This window comes from Caulobacter sp. UNC279MFTsu5.1, from assembly GCF_900114015.1.
GTDB lineage: Bacteria > Pseudomonadota > Alphaproteobacteria > Caulobacterales > Caulobacteraceae > Caulobacter.
This window is the reverse complement of sequence record NZ_FORN01000053.1, coordinates 1-18,479: the sequence shown is the minus strand read 5'-3', so window position 1 is coordinate 18,479 and position 18,479 is coordinate 1. Positions and strand designations below refer to the sequence as shown.

Annotated in this window: 19 protein-coding genes, 1 other RNA gene and 1 pseudogene; 10 read left to right on the top strand and 11 right to left on the bottom strand. The window is 70.0% G+C overall.

Annotated elements, in window-relative coordinates; all coding sequences use genetic code 11:
• Window positions 1–196: 196 nt before the first annotated feature.
• The 5 genes and pseudogenes from argB to BM066_RS27155 all read left to right on the top strand — a co-directional run.
• Window positions 197–1,111: an acetylglutamate kinase gene (gene argB, locus BM066_RS22400; protein WP_018061568.1), complete on the top strand. Its 915-nt coding sequence runs from the start codon at window positions 197–199 to the stop codon at window positions 1,109–1,111.
• A gap of 148 nt (window positions 1,112–1,259) precedes the next feature.
• Window positions 1,260–1,919 carry a pyrimidine 5'-nucleotidase gene (locus BM066_RS22395; RefSeq protein ID WP_089930370.1) on the top strand — a complete coding sequence of 220 codons (660 nt, stop codon included), beginning with the start codon at window positions 1,260–1,262 and terminating at the stop codon, window positions 1,917–1,919.
• Between the two features lies 1 nt (window position 1,920).
• Window positions 1,921–2,769 carry a 2,3,4,5-tetrahydropyridine-2,6-dicarboxylate N-succinyltransferase gene (dapD, locus tag BM066_RS22390; protein ID WP_018061618.1) on the top strand — a complete coding sequence of 283 codons (849 nt, stop codon included), beginning with the start codon at window positions 1,921–1,923 and terminating at the stop codon, window positions 2,767–2,769.
• 128 nt (window positions 2,770–2,897) lie between these two features.
• A complete protein-coding gene (locus BM066_RS22385) occupies window positions 2,898–4,181 on the top strand; it encodes a leucine-rich repeat-containing protein kinase family protein (RefSeq protein ID WP_018061619.1) in 1,284 nt (427 codons plus the stop codon).
• A gap of 136 nt (window positions 4,182–4,317) precedes the next feature.
• A pseudogene (locus tag BM066_RS27155) lies at window positions 4,318–4,392 on the top strand (hypothetical protein); the annotation flags it as partial.
• On the opposite strand, the gene BM066_RS22380 reads toward BM066_RS27155, so the two are convergent.
• The gene (locus BM066_RS22380; protein ID WP_018061620.1) at window positions 4,370–5,743 is read right to left on the bottom strand and encodes a hypothetical protein; all 1,374 of its coding nucleotides are present in this window, start codon (window positions 5,741–5,743) and stop codon (window positions 4,370–4,372) included. The pseudogene BM066_RS27155 and the gene BM066_RS22380 overlap by 23 nt on opposite strands.
• A 119-nt stretch (window positions 5,744–5,862) precedes the next feature.
• Window positions 5,863–6,327 carry a cupin domain-containing protein gene (locus BM066_RS22375; RefSeq protein ID WP_018061621.1) on the bottom strand — a complete coding sequence of 155 codons (465 nt, stop codon included), beginning with the start codon at window positions 6,325–6,327 and terminating at the stop codon, window positions 5,863–5,865.
• 64 nt (window positions 6,328–6,391) lie between these two features.
• On the opposite strand from BM066_RS22375, the gene dapE reads away from it, so the two are divergent.
• From dapE to BM066_RS22360, 3 genes are read left to right on the top strand one after another with little or no spacing between them, the layout of a single operon-like run.
• A complete protein-coding gene (dapE, locus tag BM066_RS22370; protein ID WP_026176500.1) occupies window positions 6,392–7,570 on the top strand; it encodes a succinyl-diaminopimelate desuccinylase in 1,179 nt (392 codons plus the stop codon).
• Window positions 7,570–8,010, top strand: coding sequence for an EamA family transporter (locus tag BM066_RS22365; protein ID WP_018061623.1), 441 nt, complete (start codon window positions 7,570–7,572; stop codon window positions 8,008–8,010). Before dapE ends, BM066_RS22365 begins: the two co-directional genes overlap by 1 nt.
• 2 nt (window positions 8,011–8,012) lie before the next feature.
• On the top strand, window positions 8,013–8,933 hold the full coding sequence (locus BM066_RS22360) for a glutaminase (protein WP_018061624.1): 921 nt from the start codon (window positions 8,013–8,015) through the stop codon (window positions 8,931–8,933).
• 385 nt (window positions 8,934–9,318) lie between these two features.
• Here the strand turns inward: BM066_RS22360 and truA are convergent, their stop codons facing one another.
• Together truA and fmt are read right to left on the bottom strand one after the other, a co-directional pair.
• Entirely contained in the window at window positions 9,319–10,068 is a 750-nt protein-coding gene (gene truA / locus BM066_RS22355; protein ID WP_018061626.1) for a tRNA pseudouridine(38-40) synthase TruA, read from the bottom strand.
• On the bottom strand, window positions 10,068–10,994 hold the full coding sequence (gene fmt, locus BM066_RS22350) for a methionyl-tRNA formyltransferase (protein WP_018061627.1): 927 nt from the start codon (window positions 10,992–10,994) through the stop codon (window positions 10,068–10,070). Before fmt ends, truA begins: the two co-directional genes overlap by 1 nt.
• Before the next feature lie 111 nt (window positions 10,995–11,105).
• On the opposite strand from fmt, the gene BM066_RS22345 reads away from it, so the two are divergent.
• Window positions 11,106–11,465 carry a hypothetical protein gene (locus BM066_RS22345; RefSeq protein ID WP_018061628.1) on the top strand — a complete coding sequence of 120 codons (360 nt, stop codon included), beginning with the start codon at window positions 11,106–11,108 and terminating at the stop codon, window positions 11,463–11,465.
• A 34-nt stretch (window positions 11,466–11,499) separates the two neighbouring features.
• Here BM066_RS22345 and def read toward each other — a convergent pair whose 3' ends face one another.
• From def to ffs, 7 genes are all read right to left on the bottom strand, one after another.
• Window positions 11,500–12,021, bottom strand: a complete 522-nt coding sequence (gene def / locus BM066_RS22340; RefSeq protein WP_018061629.1) for a peptide deformylase — start codon at window positions 12,019–12,021, stop codon at window positions 11,500–11,502.
• A gap of 223 nt (window positions 12,022–12,244) precedes the next feature.
• Complete coding sequence (locus BM066_RS22335; protein WP_018061630.1) at window positions 12,245–13,531, bottom strand: DNA recombination protein RmuC; 1,287 nt, start codon at window positions 13,529–13,531, stop codon at window positions 12,245–12,247.
• Window positions 13,532–13,703: 172 nt separating this feature from the next.
• Complete coding sequence (gene recR / locus BM066_RS22330) at window positions 13,704–14,306, bottom strand: recombination mediator RecR (RefSeq protein WP_018061631.1); 603 nt, start codon at window positions 14,304–14,306, stop codon at window positions 13,704–13,706.
• Window positions 14,306–14,743 (bottom strand): nuclear transport factor 2 family protein, encoded by a 438-nt coding sequence (locus BM066_RS22325; protein WP_089930368.1) that lies wholly within the window; start codon window positions 14,741–14,743, stop codon window positions 14,306–14,308. Before BM066_RS22325 ends, recR begins: the two co-directional genes overlap by 1 nt.
• 73 nt (window positions 14,744–14,816) lie before the next feature.
• Window positions 14,817–15,146, bottom strand: coding sequence for a YbaB/EbfC family nucleoid-associated protein (locus tag BM066_RS22320; RefSeq protein WP_018061633.1), 330 nt, complete (start codon window positions 15,144–15,146; stop codon window positions 14,817–14,819).
• An 83-nt stretch (window positions 15,147–15,229) separates the two neighbouring features.
• Window positions 15,230–17,077: a DNA polymerase III subunit gamma/tau gene (locus BM066_RS22315; protein ID WP_018061634.1), complete on the bottom strand. Its 1,848-nt coding sequence runs from the start codon at window positions 17,075–17,077 to the stop codon at window positions 15,230–15,232.
• 85 nt (window positions 17,078–17,162) lie between these two features.
• Window positions 17,163–17,255, bottom strand: an RNA gene (ffs, locus tag BM066_RS22310) — signal recognition particle sRNA small type.
• A 172-nt stretch (window positions 17,256–17,427) separates the two neighbouring features.
• Here ffs and nudC point away from each other — a divergent pair.
• Window positions 17,428–18,372 carry an NAD(+) diphosphatase gene (nudC, locus tag BM066_RS22305; RefSeq protein WP_089930366.1) on the top strand — a complete coding sequence of 315 codons (945 nt, stop codon included), beginning with the start codon at window positions 17,428–17,430 and terminating at the stop codon, window positions 18,370–18,372.
• Window positions 18,373–18,479: the final 107 nt, after the last annotated feature.

Genomic DNA, 18,479 nt, shown 5'->3' with positions numbered 1-18,479 from the left:
CTCGGCGCTTGCGGCGGTCCCGGATCTGCGCCCGGCGTTCGCCGGACTTGTCCGGGATGACAATCCGGGTTGGCGTAATTACGGAGCCGGGGAACCTTCATCGCCTGCCGTCCTCCACCCTGGACGTAAGCGACGCGTGACAGGGGTCCCGGGGTCCGCTATCGAGGCGCGCCTTTCGCCTTACAGGACCGCCGCCTTGACCGACGTCGCCGAGGAAGCGGGCTGGGCCACCGCCAAGACCCTGGCCGAAGCCCTGCCCTATATCCAGATCTACGACCGCGAGACGGTGGTGATCAAATACGGCGGCCACGCCATGGGCCAGGAGCAGGTCGCCAAGCTGTTCGCGGCCGACGCCGTGCTGCTGAAGCTGCTGGGCGTCCACCCCGTCGTGGTGCACGGCGGCGGGCCGCAGATCAGCCGCATGCTCGACAAGGCCGGCGTCAAGTCGACCTTCGTCGACGGGCTGCGCGTCACCGACGAGGCGACGATGGAAGTGGCCGAGATGGTGCTGTCGGGCGCCATCAACAAGGAAATCGCCAACTGGATCACCCTGGCCGGGGCCGAGGCCGACGTGCGCGGCGTGGGCCTGTCGGGCAAGGACGCCCGGATGATCACCGCCGAGAAGGTCACCCGCACCCGCAAGGATCCCGACAGCAACATCGAGCAGGCCGTCGACCTGGGCTTCGTGGGCGAGCCGACCAAGATCGACCCTCACATCATCCAGGCCCTGCTGACCTCGGAGACCGACTACATCCCGGTCATCGCCCCGATCGGCGTGTCGACCACGGGCGAGACCTTCAACATCAACGCCGACACCGTGGCCGGCGCCCTGGCGGGCGCCCTGAAGGCCAAGCGGATGCTGATGCTGACCGACATCGCCGGCGTGCTGGACGGCAACGGCGAGCTGATCCGCCAGATGACCATCGCCGAGGCCCGCGCCCTGATCGAGAGCGGCGTGGCCAGCGGCGGCATGATCCCCAAGCTGGAGAACGCCATCCACGCCGTGGAATCCGGCGTCGAGGCCGTGGTCATCCTGGACGGCCGCCGTCCCCACGCCATGCTGGTCGAACTGTTCAGCGAGCACGGCGCGGGCACGCTGATCTCGAAATGAGCATGACCGCTCCTCTCCTCCCCCGTGCAACGGGGGAGGTGGCGGCGAAGCCGACGGAGGGGGCGTCCCGCCCCGCCGCTGGACGCCCCCTCCGTCACGCCGCGTATCCGCGTCGCGCCACCTCCCCCGCTTCGCGGTGGAGGAGCTGATGAGCGCCGACCTGACCCACGTCGAGACCTGGCTGTTCGACCTGGACAACACCCTCTATCCGGCCGAGTGCGAGTACATGGCCCTGATCGAGGGTCGGATGACCGACTTCGTCGAGCGCTTTACGGGCCTGGCGCGCGACGAGGCCAAGGCCCTGCAGAAGCGCTACTACGCCGAGCACGGCACCACCCTGGCCGGGCTGATGATGCACCACGGCATGGAGCCCAAGGCGTTCCTCGACGAGGTGCACGACGTCTCGATGGATCGGCTGACGCCCGACGCGGCCCTACGAGAGGCGATCCTGCGCCTGCCCGGCCGCCGCCTGGTGTTCACCAACGGCTCGACGGGTCATGCCGAGCGGGTGCTGGGCCGCCTGGGCCTGGCGGACCTGTTCGAGGACACTTTCTCGATCGAGACCGCCGACTACCTGCCCAAGCCCGCCATGGCCACCTTCGAGAAGATGACCCGCCGCCATGCCGTGGCGCCGAAGGTCGCCGCCTTCTTCGAGGACAGCGAGAAGAACCTGGCCCCCGCCGCCCTTCTGGGCATGACCACCGTCCTGGTCGGCGCCCACGCGGCCGCCTCGACCGCGCCTTTCGTCCATCACCGCACGCACGATCTCGCCGGGTTCCTGACCTCGGCGCGCCTGAAGGAAGCCTGACATGACCGCCGCCCTGACCCTCGTCGACCTGCAAGCCGAGATCGAAGCCGCCTGGGAGGCCCGCGACGGCGTCTCCACCGCCACCACCGGCCCGGTGCGCACGGCGGTCGAGGAGACCCTGCTGCTGATCGACGCCGGCAAGGCGCGGGTCTCGGAGAAGATCGACGGCGAATGGACCACCCACCAGTGGCTGAAGAAGGCCGTGCTGCTGTCGTTCCGCCTGAACCCCAACGCCGTCATGCGCGCCGGCGCCATGGGCGGCGCGGTCGGTCCGTGGTGGGACAAGGTCCCCAACAAGTTCGACGGCTGGGAGGCCCCGCAGTTCGAGGCCGCCGGCTTCCGCGCCGTGCCCGGCTCGATCGTCCGCCGCGGCGCCTATGTCGGCAAGAACGTCATCCTGATGCCGTCGTTCGTGAACATCGGCGCCTATGTCGATGACAGCACCATGGTCGACACCTGGGTGACGGTCGGCTCGTGCGCCCAGATCGGCAAGCGCGTCCACCTGTCGGGCGGCGTTGGCATCGGCGGGGTGCTGGAGCCCCTGCAGGCCAATCCGACGATCATCGAGGACGACTGCTTCATCGGCGCCCGCTCGGAAGTGGTGGAAGGCGTCGTGGTCGGCGAAGGCTCGGTGCTGTCGATGGGCGTGTTCATCTCGGCCTCGACCAAGATCGTCGATCGCGCCACGGGCCAGGTCCACATCGGCAAGGTGCCGCCCTACAGCGTCGTGGTGCCCGGCAGCCTGCCCGACAAGAACGGCGGCCCCAGCCTGTCCTGCGCCGTGATCGTCAAGACGGTCGACGCCAAGACCCGGTCGAAGACCTCGATCAACGACCTGCTGCGGGACTGAGTTAGGGGGCGGAAAGGCCCCCTCAGTCGCTACGCGACAGCTTCCCCGGAGGGGGAGCATCTGCTTGAGCAAAGATCCTCCCCCTCTGGGGGAGGTGGCCCAAAGGGTCGGAGGGGGCTTCCGCCGCCATGTCGAAAGCCACCCTGGCAGCCTTGCGAAACGGCGACCTGGCGGGCGCCCGCGAGCTCACCCTCCGCGAAGGCCTGACCGACTTCCCGCGCGAGATCTTCGACCTAGCCGACACGCTGGAGGTGCTGGATCTCGGCGGCAACGCCCTGACGGGCCTGCCCGACGACCTGGGCCGGCTGACGAAGCTGCGGGTGCTGTTCTGCTCGGGCAATCCCCTCGCGCGCCTGCCGCCCGGCCTGGGCGGCTGCGCGGCGCTGAGCCAGGTCGGCTTCCGTGGCTGCGGCCTGCGCGAGATCCCGGCCGAGGCCCTGCCGCCGGCCGTTCGCTGGCTGACCCTGACCGACAACGCCCTCGAGACCCTGCCGGACGCCCTGGGCGAACGGCCCGCGCTCCAGAAGCTGATGCTGGCTGGCAATCGCCTGTCGGCCCTGCCGGACAGCCTGGCGGGCCACCCGCGATTGGAGCTGCTGCGCCTGGCCGCCAACCGCTTCGAGGCTCTTCCCGGCTGGCTGACCGAGCTGCCGAGCCTGGCCTGGCTGGCCTGGGCCGGCAATCGGTTCGACCATGGCGCCCCGGCCGCCAGCGTCGAGGTCGCCTGGTCGACCCTGCGGCTGGGCCGTGCGCTGGGCGAGGGCGCCTCGGGCCGAATTCACGCGGCCGACTGGATCGACGGCCCGGAGACCCGCCCCGTCGCGCTCAAGCTGTTCAAGGGCGCCATGACCAGCGACGGCCTGCCCGAACGCGAAATGGCCGCCTGCCTGGCCGCCGGCGAGCATCCGAACCTGACCGGCGCCCTGGGCCGCCTGGTCGATCATCCCGACGGCGCCCAGGGCCTGCTGATGCCCCTCCTCCCCGAGCGCTGGCGCGTGTTGGCCGAGCCGCCCAGCCCCGAGACCTGCAGCCGCGACGTCTATGACCCCGCCCTTCGCCTGGATCTCGACGTGGCGCTGCGCGTCGCCCGCGACGTGGCGGCCGGCGCGGCCCGGCTGCATGCTCGCGGCCTGTCGCACGGCGACCTCTACGCCCACAACACGCTGTGGGACGGCGAGACGGGGGCGGCGGTGCTCAGCGACTTCGGCGCGGCCTCGTTCCTGCCGGCCGGATCCGGCGCCCCGCTGCACCGGCTGGACGTCCTGGCCTGGGGCCGGCTGCTGGGCGAACTGCTGGACCTGTGCGCCGAGCCCGCCTCGGCCACCGTCCAGGCCCTGCTGAGCGACTGCCTGAGCCTCGACGCGCGCGCCCGGCCGAGCCTGGCGCACGCGTTGGACATTCTGGCCGCCTGACGGGGACATGCCCTCGCGGCGTGTCTCCACTCCGAACGCGGCGCCAGGTGTCGGCGGCGCTGGAGCCCCTGCAAACCAATCTGACCATCATCGAGGACGACTGCTGCATCGGCCCCTGTTCGGAAAAGGGGTGGAGGGCGTCGTGATCGTCAAGACGGTCGACGCCAAGACCCGGTCGAAGACCTCGATCAACGACCTGCTGCGGGACTAGGAGTCGTGGGCACGCTGGTGGCGGGGGACGGGGCCGTAATCAGCAAGACACTGGTCTTGGTGGTAGTAGCGTCGTAGCTGAAGACCAGCTGGTTGTAAGCGGCGAGCGCGTTGATCGCGTTCGCTAGCGTCAAGGCGTAGCTCAGGTCGCTGTGGGCGTTGTTAAGGTCCCGTGCTGCGGCGTGCATGCGCTTCACTGCGTCATCGACATCCTGAGCCGGCTTTGGCGAGGGCGGGGTCGCAACCGTTTTCTTGGTGGTTTTCTTCCCCTTCGGGTTGGCCGCCGAGATCGCCGCCTGCTCAGCCAGCCATGCAGAACGGCGCGCCAGGGCGGTATCGCTGACGCTATAGGCGCCCACGGTCGTCGAGGGATTTGGCGGCAGGAGGATCAGTTCCAGGGGCACGTTGAGGGTCGCAAAGGTGCGTTGCGTCTTCAGTCGGTCGATGGCCTGGGAGCCGTTCTCGCCTGACAGCAAGGTCGCCACCGCCGCGAAAGGCGCAGCGGCCATCGCCGACAAGGTTTCGGTTGGCGAATAGCGCAGCTGCCGATCCTTGCTCAGAATCTCGTCGTCCAAGCGCTTCAGGTCCCGGGCATAGGCCTGTCCATATTTCGACTTCCATCGCTCGGCGGCGTCTGTCGCACTATGCAAACTAAGGTAGGTGCGGGCGACATCATCACATGCCTCACGCAAGCGGCGATAGTCGGCCAAAAGCGCGGTCTTGTTCTGACCAGCATCCCAGTTCTCGACATTGCCATCGGTATCGTCGGCATTGACGACTAGTTCGAGGCAAGCCCGTTCGGACGCCAGGGGCTTCCATACGGTGGCCGATTGACGCGTGCTGTCAGACAGAAGGTCCGTCAACTGTTCAAGATAGTGATAGCGGCCTTCCAGCGCGTCCAAGCCCGCGCGCCCTCCGGCGTAAAGATCGCGCGTCGGCTCGCTGGCGTTGAATTGCGCGATCACCACGGGCAACAGCGCGGCGTAGTTCCAATAGGCTTGTGTCGTCGCGCCCGCGCCTCCGCTGGCCAGGGAGCCGAGCGCGCCAAAGAACACGACGCCAGATCCGGCATCCAGCGCGGTCTGCTGGCGGCCGGCGCGCAGACCATAGTAGCGGCTCAGACAATCGGACGCATCGCGCACGTCGTCGATAGTGCTGCCGCTCCGTCGCAGCCGCTTGATCTCATCAATCGCGAGCGCGCGCTGATACTCGCCGCCCTCGAACCACCCCTGCCATGGCGCGGATGGCTCGGTGGCTTTGCAGGCTTCCGGCGGAGGTGACGCAGCCGCCGCGCCCCCAGCCAAGACCATGGTGGCAAAGCCCGCAAGCAGGCCGATGGCTTGATAGCGCATGATGCGTCCCCCCAGACGAGTGGACAACCAAAACACAACCTCATGGAGCAAATCAACCTCAAAGCTCCACCATTGGGTCACCTGCGGTCGAATTGCACGCCTAGCGCCCGAACTCCGCTCTAAGACGCCGGATACGGCGTCCCGTCCCTATGCCGATAGAAATCCTCCCCCGGCCGCGCCACCATGTCGATGTCGGCATAGCTGCAGGTGTCCTGGTCCGGCCGGCGCGAGCCCATCTCCAGCAGCACGGCCTCGCGGTCGGAGCGGTTCTCCAGATGATGGCCGTTGGCGACGCCGGCCTTGAAGCCCGCGCAGTCGCCGGCCCGCAGGACCGTCTCGCCGCCGTCCTCGACCAGCACCACCTCGCCCTCGACCACCCAGACGAACTCGTCCTCGGCCGAATGCCAGTGGCGCTGGCTGCTCCACTGGCCGGGCGGCAGACGCATCAGGTTGACGCCGAACTGGTCGAGCCCGGCCGCATCGCCCAGGGCCCAGCGGCGGCGCCCGCTGCAGGGCCGGTCGAACGGCGAGGGGTAGTTGCTGCCCTGGCGCTGGGGCGCGGCGTCGAGGTCGATCTTGGGCATGGGTGTCCGTGGAAGAAGCTTGCGCGGTTTGCGTCCGGCCGGAGGGAAGCCTAAAGGCAGGATGATGACCAGCCCCGCTCCCGATCCCGTCAGCATCGACTCCGTGGCCCTAGACCCCGTGGCCCTGGCCCAGGCGCTGATCCGCCGCCCGTCCGTGACCCCGGCCGACGAGGGCGCGATGGACGTGCTGCAGCGGCAGCTGGAGGCCCTGGGTTTCGCCTGCCGCCGCATGCGGTTCGGCCAGATCGAGAACCTCTACGCCCGGCGCGGGACCGCGCGGCCCAACCTCTGCTTCGCCGGCCATACCGACGTGGTGCCGGTGGGCGACGACGCGGCCTGGACCGCCGGTCCGTTCGAGGCCGAGATCAAGGACGGGGTGCTGTACGGCCGCGGCGCGGTCGACATGAAGAGCGCCATCGCCGCCTTCGTCGCCGCCGTCTCGAACCTGCCCCGGGAGCTGCCCGGCTCGCTCAGCTTCCTGATCACCGGCGACGAGGAGGGCGTGGCCGAGGACGGCACGGTCAAGGTCGTCCAGGCCCTGGCCGCCGAGGGCGAGGTCATCGACCATTGCATCGTCGGCGAGCCGACCAGCGCCAACCTGCTGGGCGACATGGTCAAGATCGGCCGGCGCGGCAGCATCAACGCCTGGATCGCCGTGGACGGCCGGCAGGGCCACGTGGCCTATCCGCACCGCGCCGCCAACCCGATCCCGGTGATGGTCGACATCCTGTCGCGTCTGCAGAGCCGGGTGCTCGACGAGGGCTATGCCGGCTTCCAGCCGTCGAACCTGGAGGTGACCACGGTCGACGTCGGCAACACCGCCACCAACGTCATCCCCGCCAGCGCCAAGGCCCGGATCAACATCCGCTTCAACCCAGCCCACAAGGGCAAGGATCTGCAGGCCTGGATCGAGCACGAGTGCCGCGAGGCCGCCGAGGGCTTCTCCGGCCGGGTCGAGGCGCTGTGCAAGATCAGCGGCGAGGCCTTCCTGACCGAGCCGGGCGCCTTCACCGACGTGATCGTCGGGGCGGTGGGCGACGCCACCGGCCGGGTCCCGGAGCTGTCGACCACCGGCGGCACCAGCGACGCGCGGTTCATCCGCAGCCTCTGCCCGGTGGTCGAGTTCGGCCTGGTCGGCGCGACCATGCACGCGGTCGACGAGCGGGTCCCGGTGCAGGAAATCCAGGACCTGGCCAACATCTACCAGGCCCTGATCGGCCGCTATTTCGCGGCCTTCGCCTGATGGGCCGCGCCGCCCTGGCGAGCTGGCCCTTCTGGGCCCTGGCCTCGGCGGTGTTCGCGGCCCTGACCGCCATCCTGGCCAAGGTCGGGGTCGAGGGCGTCTCCTCCAACCTGGCCACCTTCATCCGCACCGTGGTGATCCTCGGCTTTTCGGCCCTGATCCTGACCGTGGCCGGCGAGTGGCGCGCGCCCGGCTCGATCGCGCCCCGGTCCTGGCTGTTCCTGGTGCTGTCGGGCCTGGCCACCGGAGCCTCGTGGCTATGCTACTTCCGGGCCCTGAAGCTGGGCGAGGCGGCCAAGGTGGCGCCGGTGGACAAGCTCAGCGTCGTGTTCGTGGCGATCATCGCCGCGACCTTCCTGGGTGAGAGACTGTCGCCGCTGAACTGGCTGGGCGTGGCCTTGATCGCGTCCGGGGCGGTGCTGGTGGCGGTGCGGATCTAGGCATGGACGAGCTTTCGATCGCCGACGTCCTGGCCGAGGTGGCCGTGCTGGTGAAGCCGCACTTCGGCAAGGGTCGGCCCGCCGACTACATCCCGCAGCTGGCCTGCGTGTCGCCGACCAAGTTCGGCATGGCCGTGCGGCTGGTCTCGGGCGAGGAGGCGGCGGTCGGCGACGCCGACGAGGGCTTCTCGGTCCAGAGCATCACCAAGGTGTTTTCGCTGGGCCTGGCCCTGAACCGCTTCGGCGATGAGGTCTGGACGCGGGTCGGCAAGGAGCCGTCGGGCACGCCGTTCAACCATCTCTCCCAGCTGGAGGCCGAGGACGGCGTGCCGCGCAACCCGTTCATCAACGCCGGGGCCCTGGCGATCAGCGACCTGCTGATGGACGTGTTCAAGGACCCGCCGGCCCTGGTGCGCGGCTTCGCGGGCTTCCTGGCCGGCGAGAAGGTCGAGATCGACGAGGCGGTGGCGGCGTCCGAACTGGCCCACGCCTGGCAGAACCGGGCCATCGCCAACCTGATGCGCGGCAAGGGCACGATCACCCACGACCCCGAGGCCGTGGTCGCCGCCTATTGCCGCCAGTGCGCCCTGACCATGAGCTGCCGCCAGCTGGCCCGGGCCATGCTGCCCCTGGCGGCCGGCGGCTTCTCGCCGATCGTCGAGGAGACGATCTTCCCCGAGCGCCTGAGCCGCCGCCTCAACGCCCTGCTGCTGACCTGCGGCATCTATGACAGCGTCGGCAGCTTCGCCTACCGCGTCGGCCTGCCGGCCAAGAGCGGGGTCGGCGGCGGGATCGTCGCCATCGTGCCGGGCAAGGCGGCCATCGCGGTGTGGTCGCCGGAGCTGGACCGGTTCGGCACCTCGGTGGTCGGCACGGTGGCCCTGGAGCGGTTCAGCCAGCTGACGAACTGCTCGGTGTTGTAGTTCCTCCCCCTGTGGGCGAGGGCTATCGCATATGCCCCAATACGACTGTCATCCCGGACGAAGCGCGCGGCGCGAAGATCCGGGATGACAGCTGCTTTGGCAGTGAATCCATAGGCGATCGCCCCCCACAGGGGGGAGGACCTATGGCGTCTTGAGGCAGATCAAGGCCGTCATCGGGCGCATCGGGAAAGCTTCGCCGTTGTCACAACGGAGAACTTCCATGACCCCTTTCCTGACCCTGGTGGTCGCCGCCTTCGGCGCCTTCATGCTGGCCCTGGCGATCGGCCAGATCCAGACGGCGCGAGCCGAGCGGGCTCGGAAGCGCTGAGGTCGTTTCCACGCTTTTTTGATCCGCTCATCCCGGCGAACCCCGGGATGAGCGGACTCAGGTGTCCCCCTCGTACCCGACCCCGGTCAGGTACAGCCCGTCCGACGGCGCGACCGGGCCGCAGGCCGTGCGGTCCTTGGCCTCCAGCGCGTCCCGCAGGTCCTGGGCCGTCCACCGCCCGACCCCGACCTCGACCAGGGTCCCGGTCATCGACCGCACCTGGCGGTGCAGGAACGAGCGGGCCTCGAACACCAGATGGACCTCGTCGCCGACCCGCAGCACCCGCGCCACGTCCAGAGTCTTGACCGGCGACTTCGACTGGCAGGCCATGTCGCGGAAGGTGGTGAAGTCGTGCAGGCCCACCAGGGCTTGCGCGGCGGCGTGCATGGCCTCGGCGTCGAGGGGCTTCTTCATGTGCCAGACCTTGCCCTTGTCGAGGGCCGGCGGGCCGCGGCGGTTGAGGATGCGGTAGAGGTAGCGGCGTTCGTTGGCCGAGAACCGGGCGTGCCAGCCTTCCGGGGCGACCACGCAGTCCAGCACGCTGACCGCCTCGCGCGTCAGGTGGGCGTTGAGGGCGTTCATCACCGTCTGGGCCGGCCAGTCGCGCTCCAGGTCGAGCTGCACCACCTGGCCGGTGGCGTGCACCCCGGTGTCGGTGCGGCCGGCGGCGGCGATGCGGATCGCCTGGCCGCTGAAGGCCTTGACCGCCGCCTCGATCGCCCCCTGAACCGACGGCTGCGCGGCCTGGGCCTGGAAGCCGTTATAAGGCCGGCCGTCATATTCGATCAGAAGGCGATAACGGGGCATCAGGCCAGGACCGTCCCGGCCGCCAGCGGGAAGCCGCGCAGGAAGACCTCGGCGTCCTGGGCGCCCTTGCCCTCGCGCTGGGCCTTGAGCAGGCGCACCGCGCCGTCACCGCAGGCGATCAGCAGGGCGTCGTCCAGGGCGGCCCCGGCCTCTCCGTCGCCGTCCTCGACCCGCGACAGCAGGGCCTTCACCCGCACCGGCCCCTTGTCGCTCGGCGCCTCGAACCACGCGCCGGGGAACGGCGACAGGCCGCGGATGTGGCGATCGACCTCGGCGGCGGGGCGGCTCCAGTCGATGCGGGCCTCGGCCGACTTGATCTTCTTGGCGTAGGTCACGCCCTCCTCGGCCTGCGGGACCTCGCGAGCTCCGCCGCGCTCGATGGCGGCCAGGGCGACAGGCAGCATGCGCGCGCCGACGGCGGCCAGCTTGTCGTGCAGGGTCCCGGCGGTCTCCAGGGCGTCGATCCGCACCTGCTCGCCCATCAGCACCGGCCCCTCGTCCAGGCCCTCGCTCATCCGCATCACCTGGACGCCGGTCACCGCGTCGCCGGCCATGATCGCCCGCTGGATCGGCGCGGCGCCACGCCAGCGGGGCAGCAGGCTGGCGTGCAGGTTGAAGCAACCCAGGCGCGGGGCCTCCAGCACGTCGCGCACCAGGATCTGGCCGAACGCCACGACCACGGCGGCGTCAAGGTCGAGGGCGCGAAAGGCCTCGATCTCCTCGGGGGCCTTCATCGACACCGGCGTGCGCACCGGCAGGCCCAGGCTGTCGGCGAAGGCGTGGACCGGCGAGGGCTTCAGGTCCTGGCCGCGGCCCCGCGGGGCGGGCGGCTGGGAATAGACGCAGGCGATCTCGTGGCCGGCGGCGACGAGCTCGGCCAGGCAGGCGACGGAGAAATCGGGGGTTCCGAGGAAGGCGAGGCGCATGGCGGACGTTTAGACGGCCCGGCGGCCGTTAGGAAGGCTGGGCGCGACGACGACCGGAACCGCGACCATGGCCCGCCGTTCTATGGGGCAATCCATTCAAGAGGAAACGCCATGCGCTCCATCGCCCTCTTCGCCGTCGCCGGACTGGCCGCCCTGTCGCTGGCGGCCTGCTCGGACGAGCACGCCACCCAGATCAAGGAAGGCGCCAAGGCCGCCGGCAGCGAGATCAAGCAGGCCGCCACCGACATCAAGAACGACCCCGACGTCAAGCAGGCCGGCACGGCCCTGAAGGAAAGCACGGAGGAAGCCGCCGCCGACGCCAAGGTCGCGGCCGGCGAGGCGGTCGACAAGGCCAAGGAAGTCGGCGCCAAGGCCGGCGAGGAAACCAAGCAGGCCGCGGCGGACATCAACGCCGACGCCAAGAAGGCGGGCTCGAACGCCAAGAAGGAAGTCCACGAGGCGACGCGGTAAAACTCGCCCTCTCCCCATGGGAGAGGGTGTAAGGTCAGGCCGCCCGGCGCGCCTTCTTGACCTTGCTGATCGCCCGGTCGCGCTTCAGGCGCGACAGGTGGTCAATGAACAGCACGCCCTTCAGGTGGTCCATCTCGTGCTGGATGCAGACCGCGAACAGGTCGCTGGCCTCTTCCTCGACCGCTTCGCCCTGATAGTTCAGGTAGCTGATCTTGACCCGCGCCGGACGCTCGACGGCGTCGTAGACCTCGGGCACCGACAGGCAGCCTTCCTCGTACGAGAACAGCTCCTCGGACTCCCAGGTGATCTTCGGATTGACGAAATAGCGGGGGGCCGGTTCCTCGCCCTCGCGGGCCAGGTCCATGACGATGACATTGACCAGCTCGCCGACCTGCACGGCCGCCAGGCCGATGCCGGGGGCGTCGTACATGGTCTCCAGCATGTCGTCCATCAGGGCGCGCAGGGCGTCGTCGACGGCGGGCACGTCCTTGGAGACCTGCTTCAGGATCGCCAGATCGGCGGCGTTATCGACGGTGAGGATGCGACGGATGGCCATAACGACAGTCAGGTAAGGTCCGCGCCGGTCAGCGTCAAGGCGACGGAAGGGCGCGGGGGGCGGTCACACCCCTTTCAAAATCCGCTCATCCCGGCGAAAGCCGGGCCCCAGATGGAATGGCGGTGTAGCTGACGCTATAGGCTCAGAACCCCATCCAATCATCCACACAGCTATGGGATCTGGGTCCCGGCTTTCGCCGGGATGAGCGGAGATAGAGAAGCGATTAGGATTTCGCCTGCAGCTTCGGCGTTTCATCGGCCGCCAGCTTGACCAGTGGCCGCACGGCGTTCTCCACCGGCGACAGCTCGCCGATCTCCTTGCCCTCGTGGTCGACCGACAGGTCCTCGAAGCGGCGGGCCTGGGTCAGGACCTGGCTTTCCAGCGAACCGACGAACTGGTTGTAGCGGCCGACCGCCGCCTCCAGCGCCTTGCCCACCGAGCCGGCGTGGGCTCCCATCACGGCGATGCGCTTGTAGAGCTCGCGGCCGACGGCGACGATGGCGGCGGCGTTCTTGGCCTGGTCCTCGGCCCGCCAGCCATAGGCCACCGCCTTGCACAGGGCGAACAGGGTGGTGGGGGTGACCAGCAGCACCCGGCGGTCCATGGCCTCGGTCATCAGGTCGGGCAGGCGGTCCAGGGCGGCGGCCAGGAATCCGTCGCCGGGCACGAACATGGCCACGAAGTCGGGCGAGCCCTCGCTGGCGAACTGGTCCCAATAGGCCTTGGCCGACAGGCCCTGCATGTGGGCGCGGACGCTGGCGGCGTGGCGGGCCAGGGCGCTTTCGCGCAGGTGCTCCTCGGTCGCCTCCTGGGCCTCGAGGAAGGCGTTCAGCGAGCACTTGGCGTCGATCACGAACACCCCGCCGCCCGGCATCTTGACCTTGACGTCGGGCCGGCGGCGGCCCTCGTCGCTGTCGATGCTGAACTGCTCCTCGAAGTCGAAGCGGGTGTTGAGGCCGGCGGCCTCGAGAACGTTGCGCAGGGTCTGTTCGCCCCAGCGGCCCTGGACCCCGGCCCCGCGCCGCAGGGCGGCCGACAGCTTGCGGGCCTCGAACTGGGTGGCGGTCGAGGCCTCCATCAGGGCGGCGATCTGGGCCTTGAGGCCGCCGGTCTCCTCGGCGCGGGCCTTCTCGACGGCGACGACCTGGGCCTCGAACTTGGCCAGGGTCTCGGCCACCGGCTTCAGTTGGGCTTCCAGCCGCTGCTGGCTGAGCAGCTCGCGGCTCTTGAAGTTCTCCTCGGTGCGCTTGATCAGCGCCTCGGCCACGGTGTTGGCGGTCATGGTCGCCTGCTGGGCGGCCTGGGCGCGGATCAGCTCGCCTTGCGTGGCGGCCTGGTCCTCCAGCAGCCGCGCGCGCTCGTCGGCCTGGACCAGCTTGGCGTTCAACTCCCAGGCCCGGGCCTCGGCCCGGCCGGCCCGGCCCATGGCCCAGACGGCGACCGCGGCGGCGGCGACGGCCACGACCAGCAGGACCAGGGCGAGGATCAGGAACGGATCGGAGAAGTTCATGCTCCGTTCTTAGCCGGAGTCGGGGGTTCGGGGAAGCCGCGCACTTGCCCCCTACGGACCGCTGCGCGGTCGTCTTCCCCCAGAGGGGGAAGAGCCCGAGCGCGAAGGCTCCGCCCTCTATGGGGGCGGACAGGCGGCGAAGCCGCCAGGTGGGGGCAAGTGAGAAACCGCGCTAAGCCGGCCGCCGCGCCCTCAGCGCCTGGGCGATGGTGCCGTCGTCCAGCCAGTCCAGGTCGCCGCCGACCGGCACGCCGCGCGCCAGCATGGTCACCGACACGCCGGTGGGCGCCAGGCGGTCGGCCAGGTAGTGGGCCGTCGTCTGGCCGTCGACCGTGGCCGGCAGGGCCAGGATCACCTCGGAAATCTCGCTCGCGTTCGCCCGACCCAGCAGCTCGCCCACCCGCAGCGCCTCGGGACCGATCCCGTCCAGGGCCGACAGCAGGCCGCCCAGCACGTGGTAGCGCCCCTTGAACGCGCCGCCGCGCTCCATGGCCCAGACCGAGCCCACCTCCTCGACCACGCACAGCAGGCGGTTGTCGCGCGTGGCGTCCGAGCAGATCGCGCAGGGGTCCGACGTGTCGAGCGAGCCGCACACCGAGCAGGTGCGCACCTTGGCCTGGGCCTCGATCATCGCCGCCGTCAGCGGGGCCAGCAGGGTGTCGCGCTTCTTCAGCAGGGCCAGGGCCGCGCGCCGGCCCGAACGCGGACCCAGGCCCGGCAGCTTGGACAGCAGGGCGATCAGGCGCTCGATTTCTGGTCCGGCGGAAGCGGCCATCAGGGCTTCGCCACCCGCGTGACCTGCGAATAGACCACCCGCCACTGGCCGTCGCGCCTGGCCCAGGCGTCGACGAACCGCACGACGAGGGCGAAGCGCTGGCCGCCGTCCACGCCCGTCATGTTGACCCGGCCGCCCAGCAGGGCGGTGTCGCCAAAGACCTTCTCGACGGGCGCCTCGATCGTGAACGGGTCGAGCTTGAAGCCGGGGGCCACGTAGTCGGCGATCAGCCGCGCCTTGTCCTGGACCTGGCCGGCGCCGTTGACCAGCACGTAGTCGTCGGCCACCAGCCGCTCCAGCGCCGCGCGGTCGCCGTTCACCTGGGCGGCGTCATAGGCGTGGGCGGCGGCGGCCAGGTCGGCCGGCAACGGGTCTGCGAGGGCGAGGCCGGGCGCCAGCAGGGCGGCGGCGGCCAGGACGGTGCGGAAATGGAGCATGCGATCTCCTGGTCTCTTTGATTCCGCTCATCCCGGCGAACGCCTGGATGAGCGGAAACATGGTGAGAACGCCCTAGAACTTCATGCCCGGCATGCCGCCCATCAAACCCGCCATCGGACCGGCGGCTTCCTGCATCAGCTGGGCCTGCTTGGCGTCGAGCTTCTTCTTGGCGTCGGCGTGGGCGGCGACGATCAGGTCGGCGATCACCTCGCCCTCGCCCGGCTCGACCAGGCTCTCGTCCAGCACCACCTTGGCCAGCTCGCCGTTTCCCCGGAGGGTGACGGTGACCATGCCGCCGCCGGCGGTGCCGTCGACCGTCAGCTGGGCGAGCCGCGCCTGGGCGTCGGCCAGTTTCTGCTGCATCTCCTGGGCCTGCTTCATCAGGCCGCCGAGGTCTTTCATCTGCCTTGCTCCACTTTCCCTGTCATCCCGGAAACGGCGAAACCGTCGTCCGGCGTTGCGCGCTCGTCCGGGACGACGACGCCTCAGGTCTCTTCCAGCTCGTCCGGCTCGATCGGCGGCGCCTCGGGCGTCAGGATCGTGCGGACCTCGACGATCTCGGCGCCGGGGAAGGCGCTGAGCACCGAGGCGACGAACGGGTCGGACCGGATCGCCGCCAGCTCCTCGCGCTCCTCGCGCTTCTGCCGCTCGAACAGGCTCTCGGCCCCGCCGCCGCCCTCGGCCGCCACCAGCCAGGGCTGGCCGGTCCATTCCTTGAGCGCCCGCACCAGGCGGCCGGCCAGGTTGCCGGGCGCGCCGGGGGCCGGTTCGAAGGTGATCGCCCCGGGTCGGAAGCTGATCGGGCGGACATATTGCTCGACGTCCAGGCGCAGGCCGATGTCGCGCTTCTCGGCGATCAGCTTCACGACATCTTCGAAGGAAGCGAGCACCGGCGCGGCCGGGGCGCTGGGCGCGGCCATCACCCGGGCCTGGGCGTTGACCGCCCCGCCGGGCGCGCCGCCGCCGCCGATCGAGCCGCCGCCGCCTCCGGGACCGCCGCCCACCGGCTGGCCGTCGCGCAGGGCCTTCAGCGCCTCTTCCGGACCGGGCAGGTCGGCGGCGTAGCACAGGCGGATGACGGCCATCTCGGCCGCGGCCATGGCGTCGGGCGCGCGGCGCACCTCGTCATGGGCCTTGAGCAGCATCTGCCACAGGCGCGACAGGGTCCCAGCCGAGGTCTGGGCCCCGATCGAGGTCAGGCGCGCGGCCTGCTCCTTGGGCATCGACAGGGCGTCCGGCCCCAGGGCCTTGGCCACCGAGGCCGCGTGGCAGTGGTCCAGTAGGTCCAGCATGACCACCGCCGGATCGGCGCCGAAGCCCCACAGCGCCCGGAAGCCCTTCAGCGACTCGCCTGGCTTGCCGCTCATCACGTTCTCGAACAGGGCGATCGTCTGGCCGCGATCGGCCAGGCCCAGCATGTCGCGGACCACGGCGGCGGTGACGGTCGAGCCGCGCTCGCCCTGGACGATGGCCTGGTCCAGCAGCGACAGGCCGTCGCGCACCGAGCCCTCGGCGGCGCGGGCGATCAGGGCCAGGCCGTCCTCTTCGACCTTGGCCCCTTCCTTGGCGGCGATCTTGCCGAAATGCTTGACCAGCACGTCCGGCTCGACCCGGCGAAGGTCGAAGCGCTGGGTGCGCGACAGGATCGTCACCGGCACCTTGCGGATCTCGGTGGTGGCGAAGATGAACTTGGCGTGCGGCGGCGGCTCTTCCAGCGTCTTCAGCAGGGCGTTGAACGCCGCCGTCGACAGCATGTGCACTTCGTCGATGATGTAGACCTTGTAGCGCGCCTCGACCGGGGCGTAGCGCACCCCGTCCAGCAGCTCGCGCATCTCGTCGACCTTGGTGCGGCTGGCGGCGTCCAGCTCCAGCACGTCCATGTGCCGGCCTTCGACGATGGCCTTGCAGTGCCGCCCGTCGACGGTCAGGTCGACCGACGGTCCGTGGACCGTGTCGGTCTCGTAGTTCAGCGCCCGGGCCAGCAGGCGGGCGGTCGTGGTCTTGCCGACCCCGCGCACGCCCGTGAGCATGAAGGCGTGGGCGATGCGGCCGGTCGAGAAGGCGTTGGCCAGGGTGCGGACCATGGCCTCCTGGCCGATCAGGTCCTCGAAGGTGCGCGGCCGGTACTTGCGCGCCAGCACGGTGTAGGCGGCGTCGGGATCGGACGACGTCTCGGCGGCGACCGGCGGCGGCGCGGCGGGAGTCACGACGGCGGGCGCAGGCGCCTCCGCCGGCGGACCGCCGAAGATGTCGGCGGTGTTCTCGTCGCGCTCGGCGGGTTCTTCGTCCCACGGCGGCGCGGAATCGGTCGTGAGGTCGTCGTGGTCGGCCATGGCCCTGAGTGTAGTGTGCTGGAAGGCGCAGCAAAAGGCTCGGCCCGCCTTAGCAGGCCTATTGCTGTCGGAATGTGGGGAAAGGTGGAGACCGGCAGACGACCCGGAGCGAAACTCGTTGTGGCTGCTGCCTCTCGGCCCTGACCAGGTTGGCGAGGACTCCGCCCGTCGCCGATCTCCAAGGCCTATATCGCGACTCATTACGACGGATGCAAGACACGAAGCGCGGAGCCGTGACGACTCTTGGTCGCGGGCGCCGGAGGTCCGGAGGACCTCCAGTTCTTTGCCTTGAGCATTTTCTTCACGCGAACCGGAATCCACTTCGCTCGAAAATGCTCTAGAGATTCGCCATGGCCCTTTCGATCATCACCAACATCTTCGCCGGCAATCCGCTCGACCGCGCCAGCGAGCGCCGGGGCGACGAGGCCTGGCTGGCCGAGAAGGCCGGCGACCCGAACTCGCTGGCGGTCGCCATCTGGAACGGCAAGGCGCTGGTCGAGGACGTGGTCGGCAAGGACGGCAAGGTGACGGGCGCCCAGATCGCCTATCTGCGCGCCGACATGGCCAAGGACCTGTCGGCCACGCCCGAGCGGCTGCTGTTCCTGGGCCTGTGGAAGGACATCGCGGTGTTCGCCGTCGATCTGGAGGGCGGGGCCGACCCGGCCGAAGGGCCGCTGCAGGGGCTGGGCCGGTTCGAGGAGCTGCGCGGGATCGCCCTGACCCTGCCGCCGCCCGACGCCGGCATCCTGGCCACCGCCAAGTCGATGTTCGAATGGCGGCGCAAGCACAAGTGGTGCAGCAACTGCGGGCAGGAGACGGCGGTCAGCGACGGCGGCTGGAAGCGCCAGTGCCCGTCCTGCCAGGCCGAGCACTTCCCGCGCACCGACCCGGTGGCGATCATGCTGGCCCTGCACGACGGCCGCTGCCTGCTGGGCCGCCAGGCGATGTGGCCGCCCGGCATGTACTCGGCCCTGGCCGGCTTCGTCGAGCCGGGCGAGACCATCGAGGAGGCCTGCGCCCGCGAGCTGATGGAGGAGGCCGGTCTGACCGCCACCGCCGTCCGCTACCACTCCAGCCAGCCCTGGCCCTGGCCTTCGTCGCTGATGATGGGCCTGATGGCCGACGTCGACAGCGACGTCGCCGCCCCCGACCAGACCGAGCTGGAAGCGGTCAAGTGGTTCACCAAGGACGAGGCCCGCGCCCTGATCAAGGGCGAGCTGGAAGGCTTCTTCGCGCCCCCGCCGCTGGCCATCGCCCACCAGCTGATCAAGGCCTGGGCGGAGGAAGCGGACTGATCCTCCCCCTCTGGGGGAGGTGGCCCGGAGGGCCGGAGGGGGTTTCACCCGCCGAGTCCGCAGACCCCCTCCGTCGCTCCGCGACACCTCCCCCAAAGGGGGAGGAT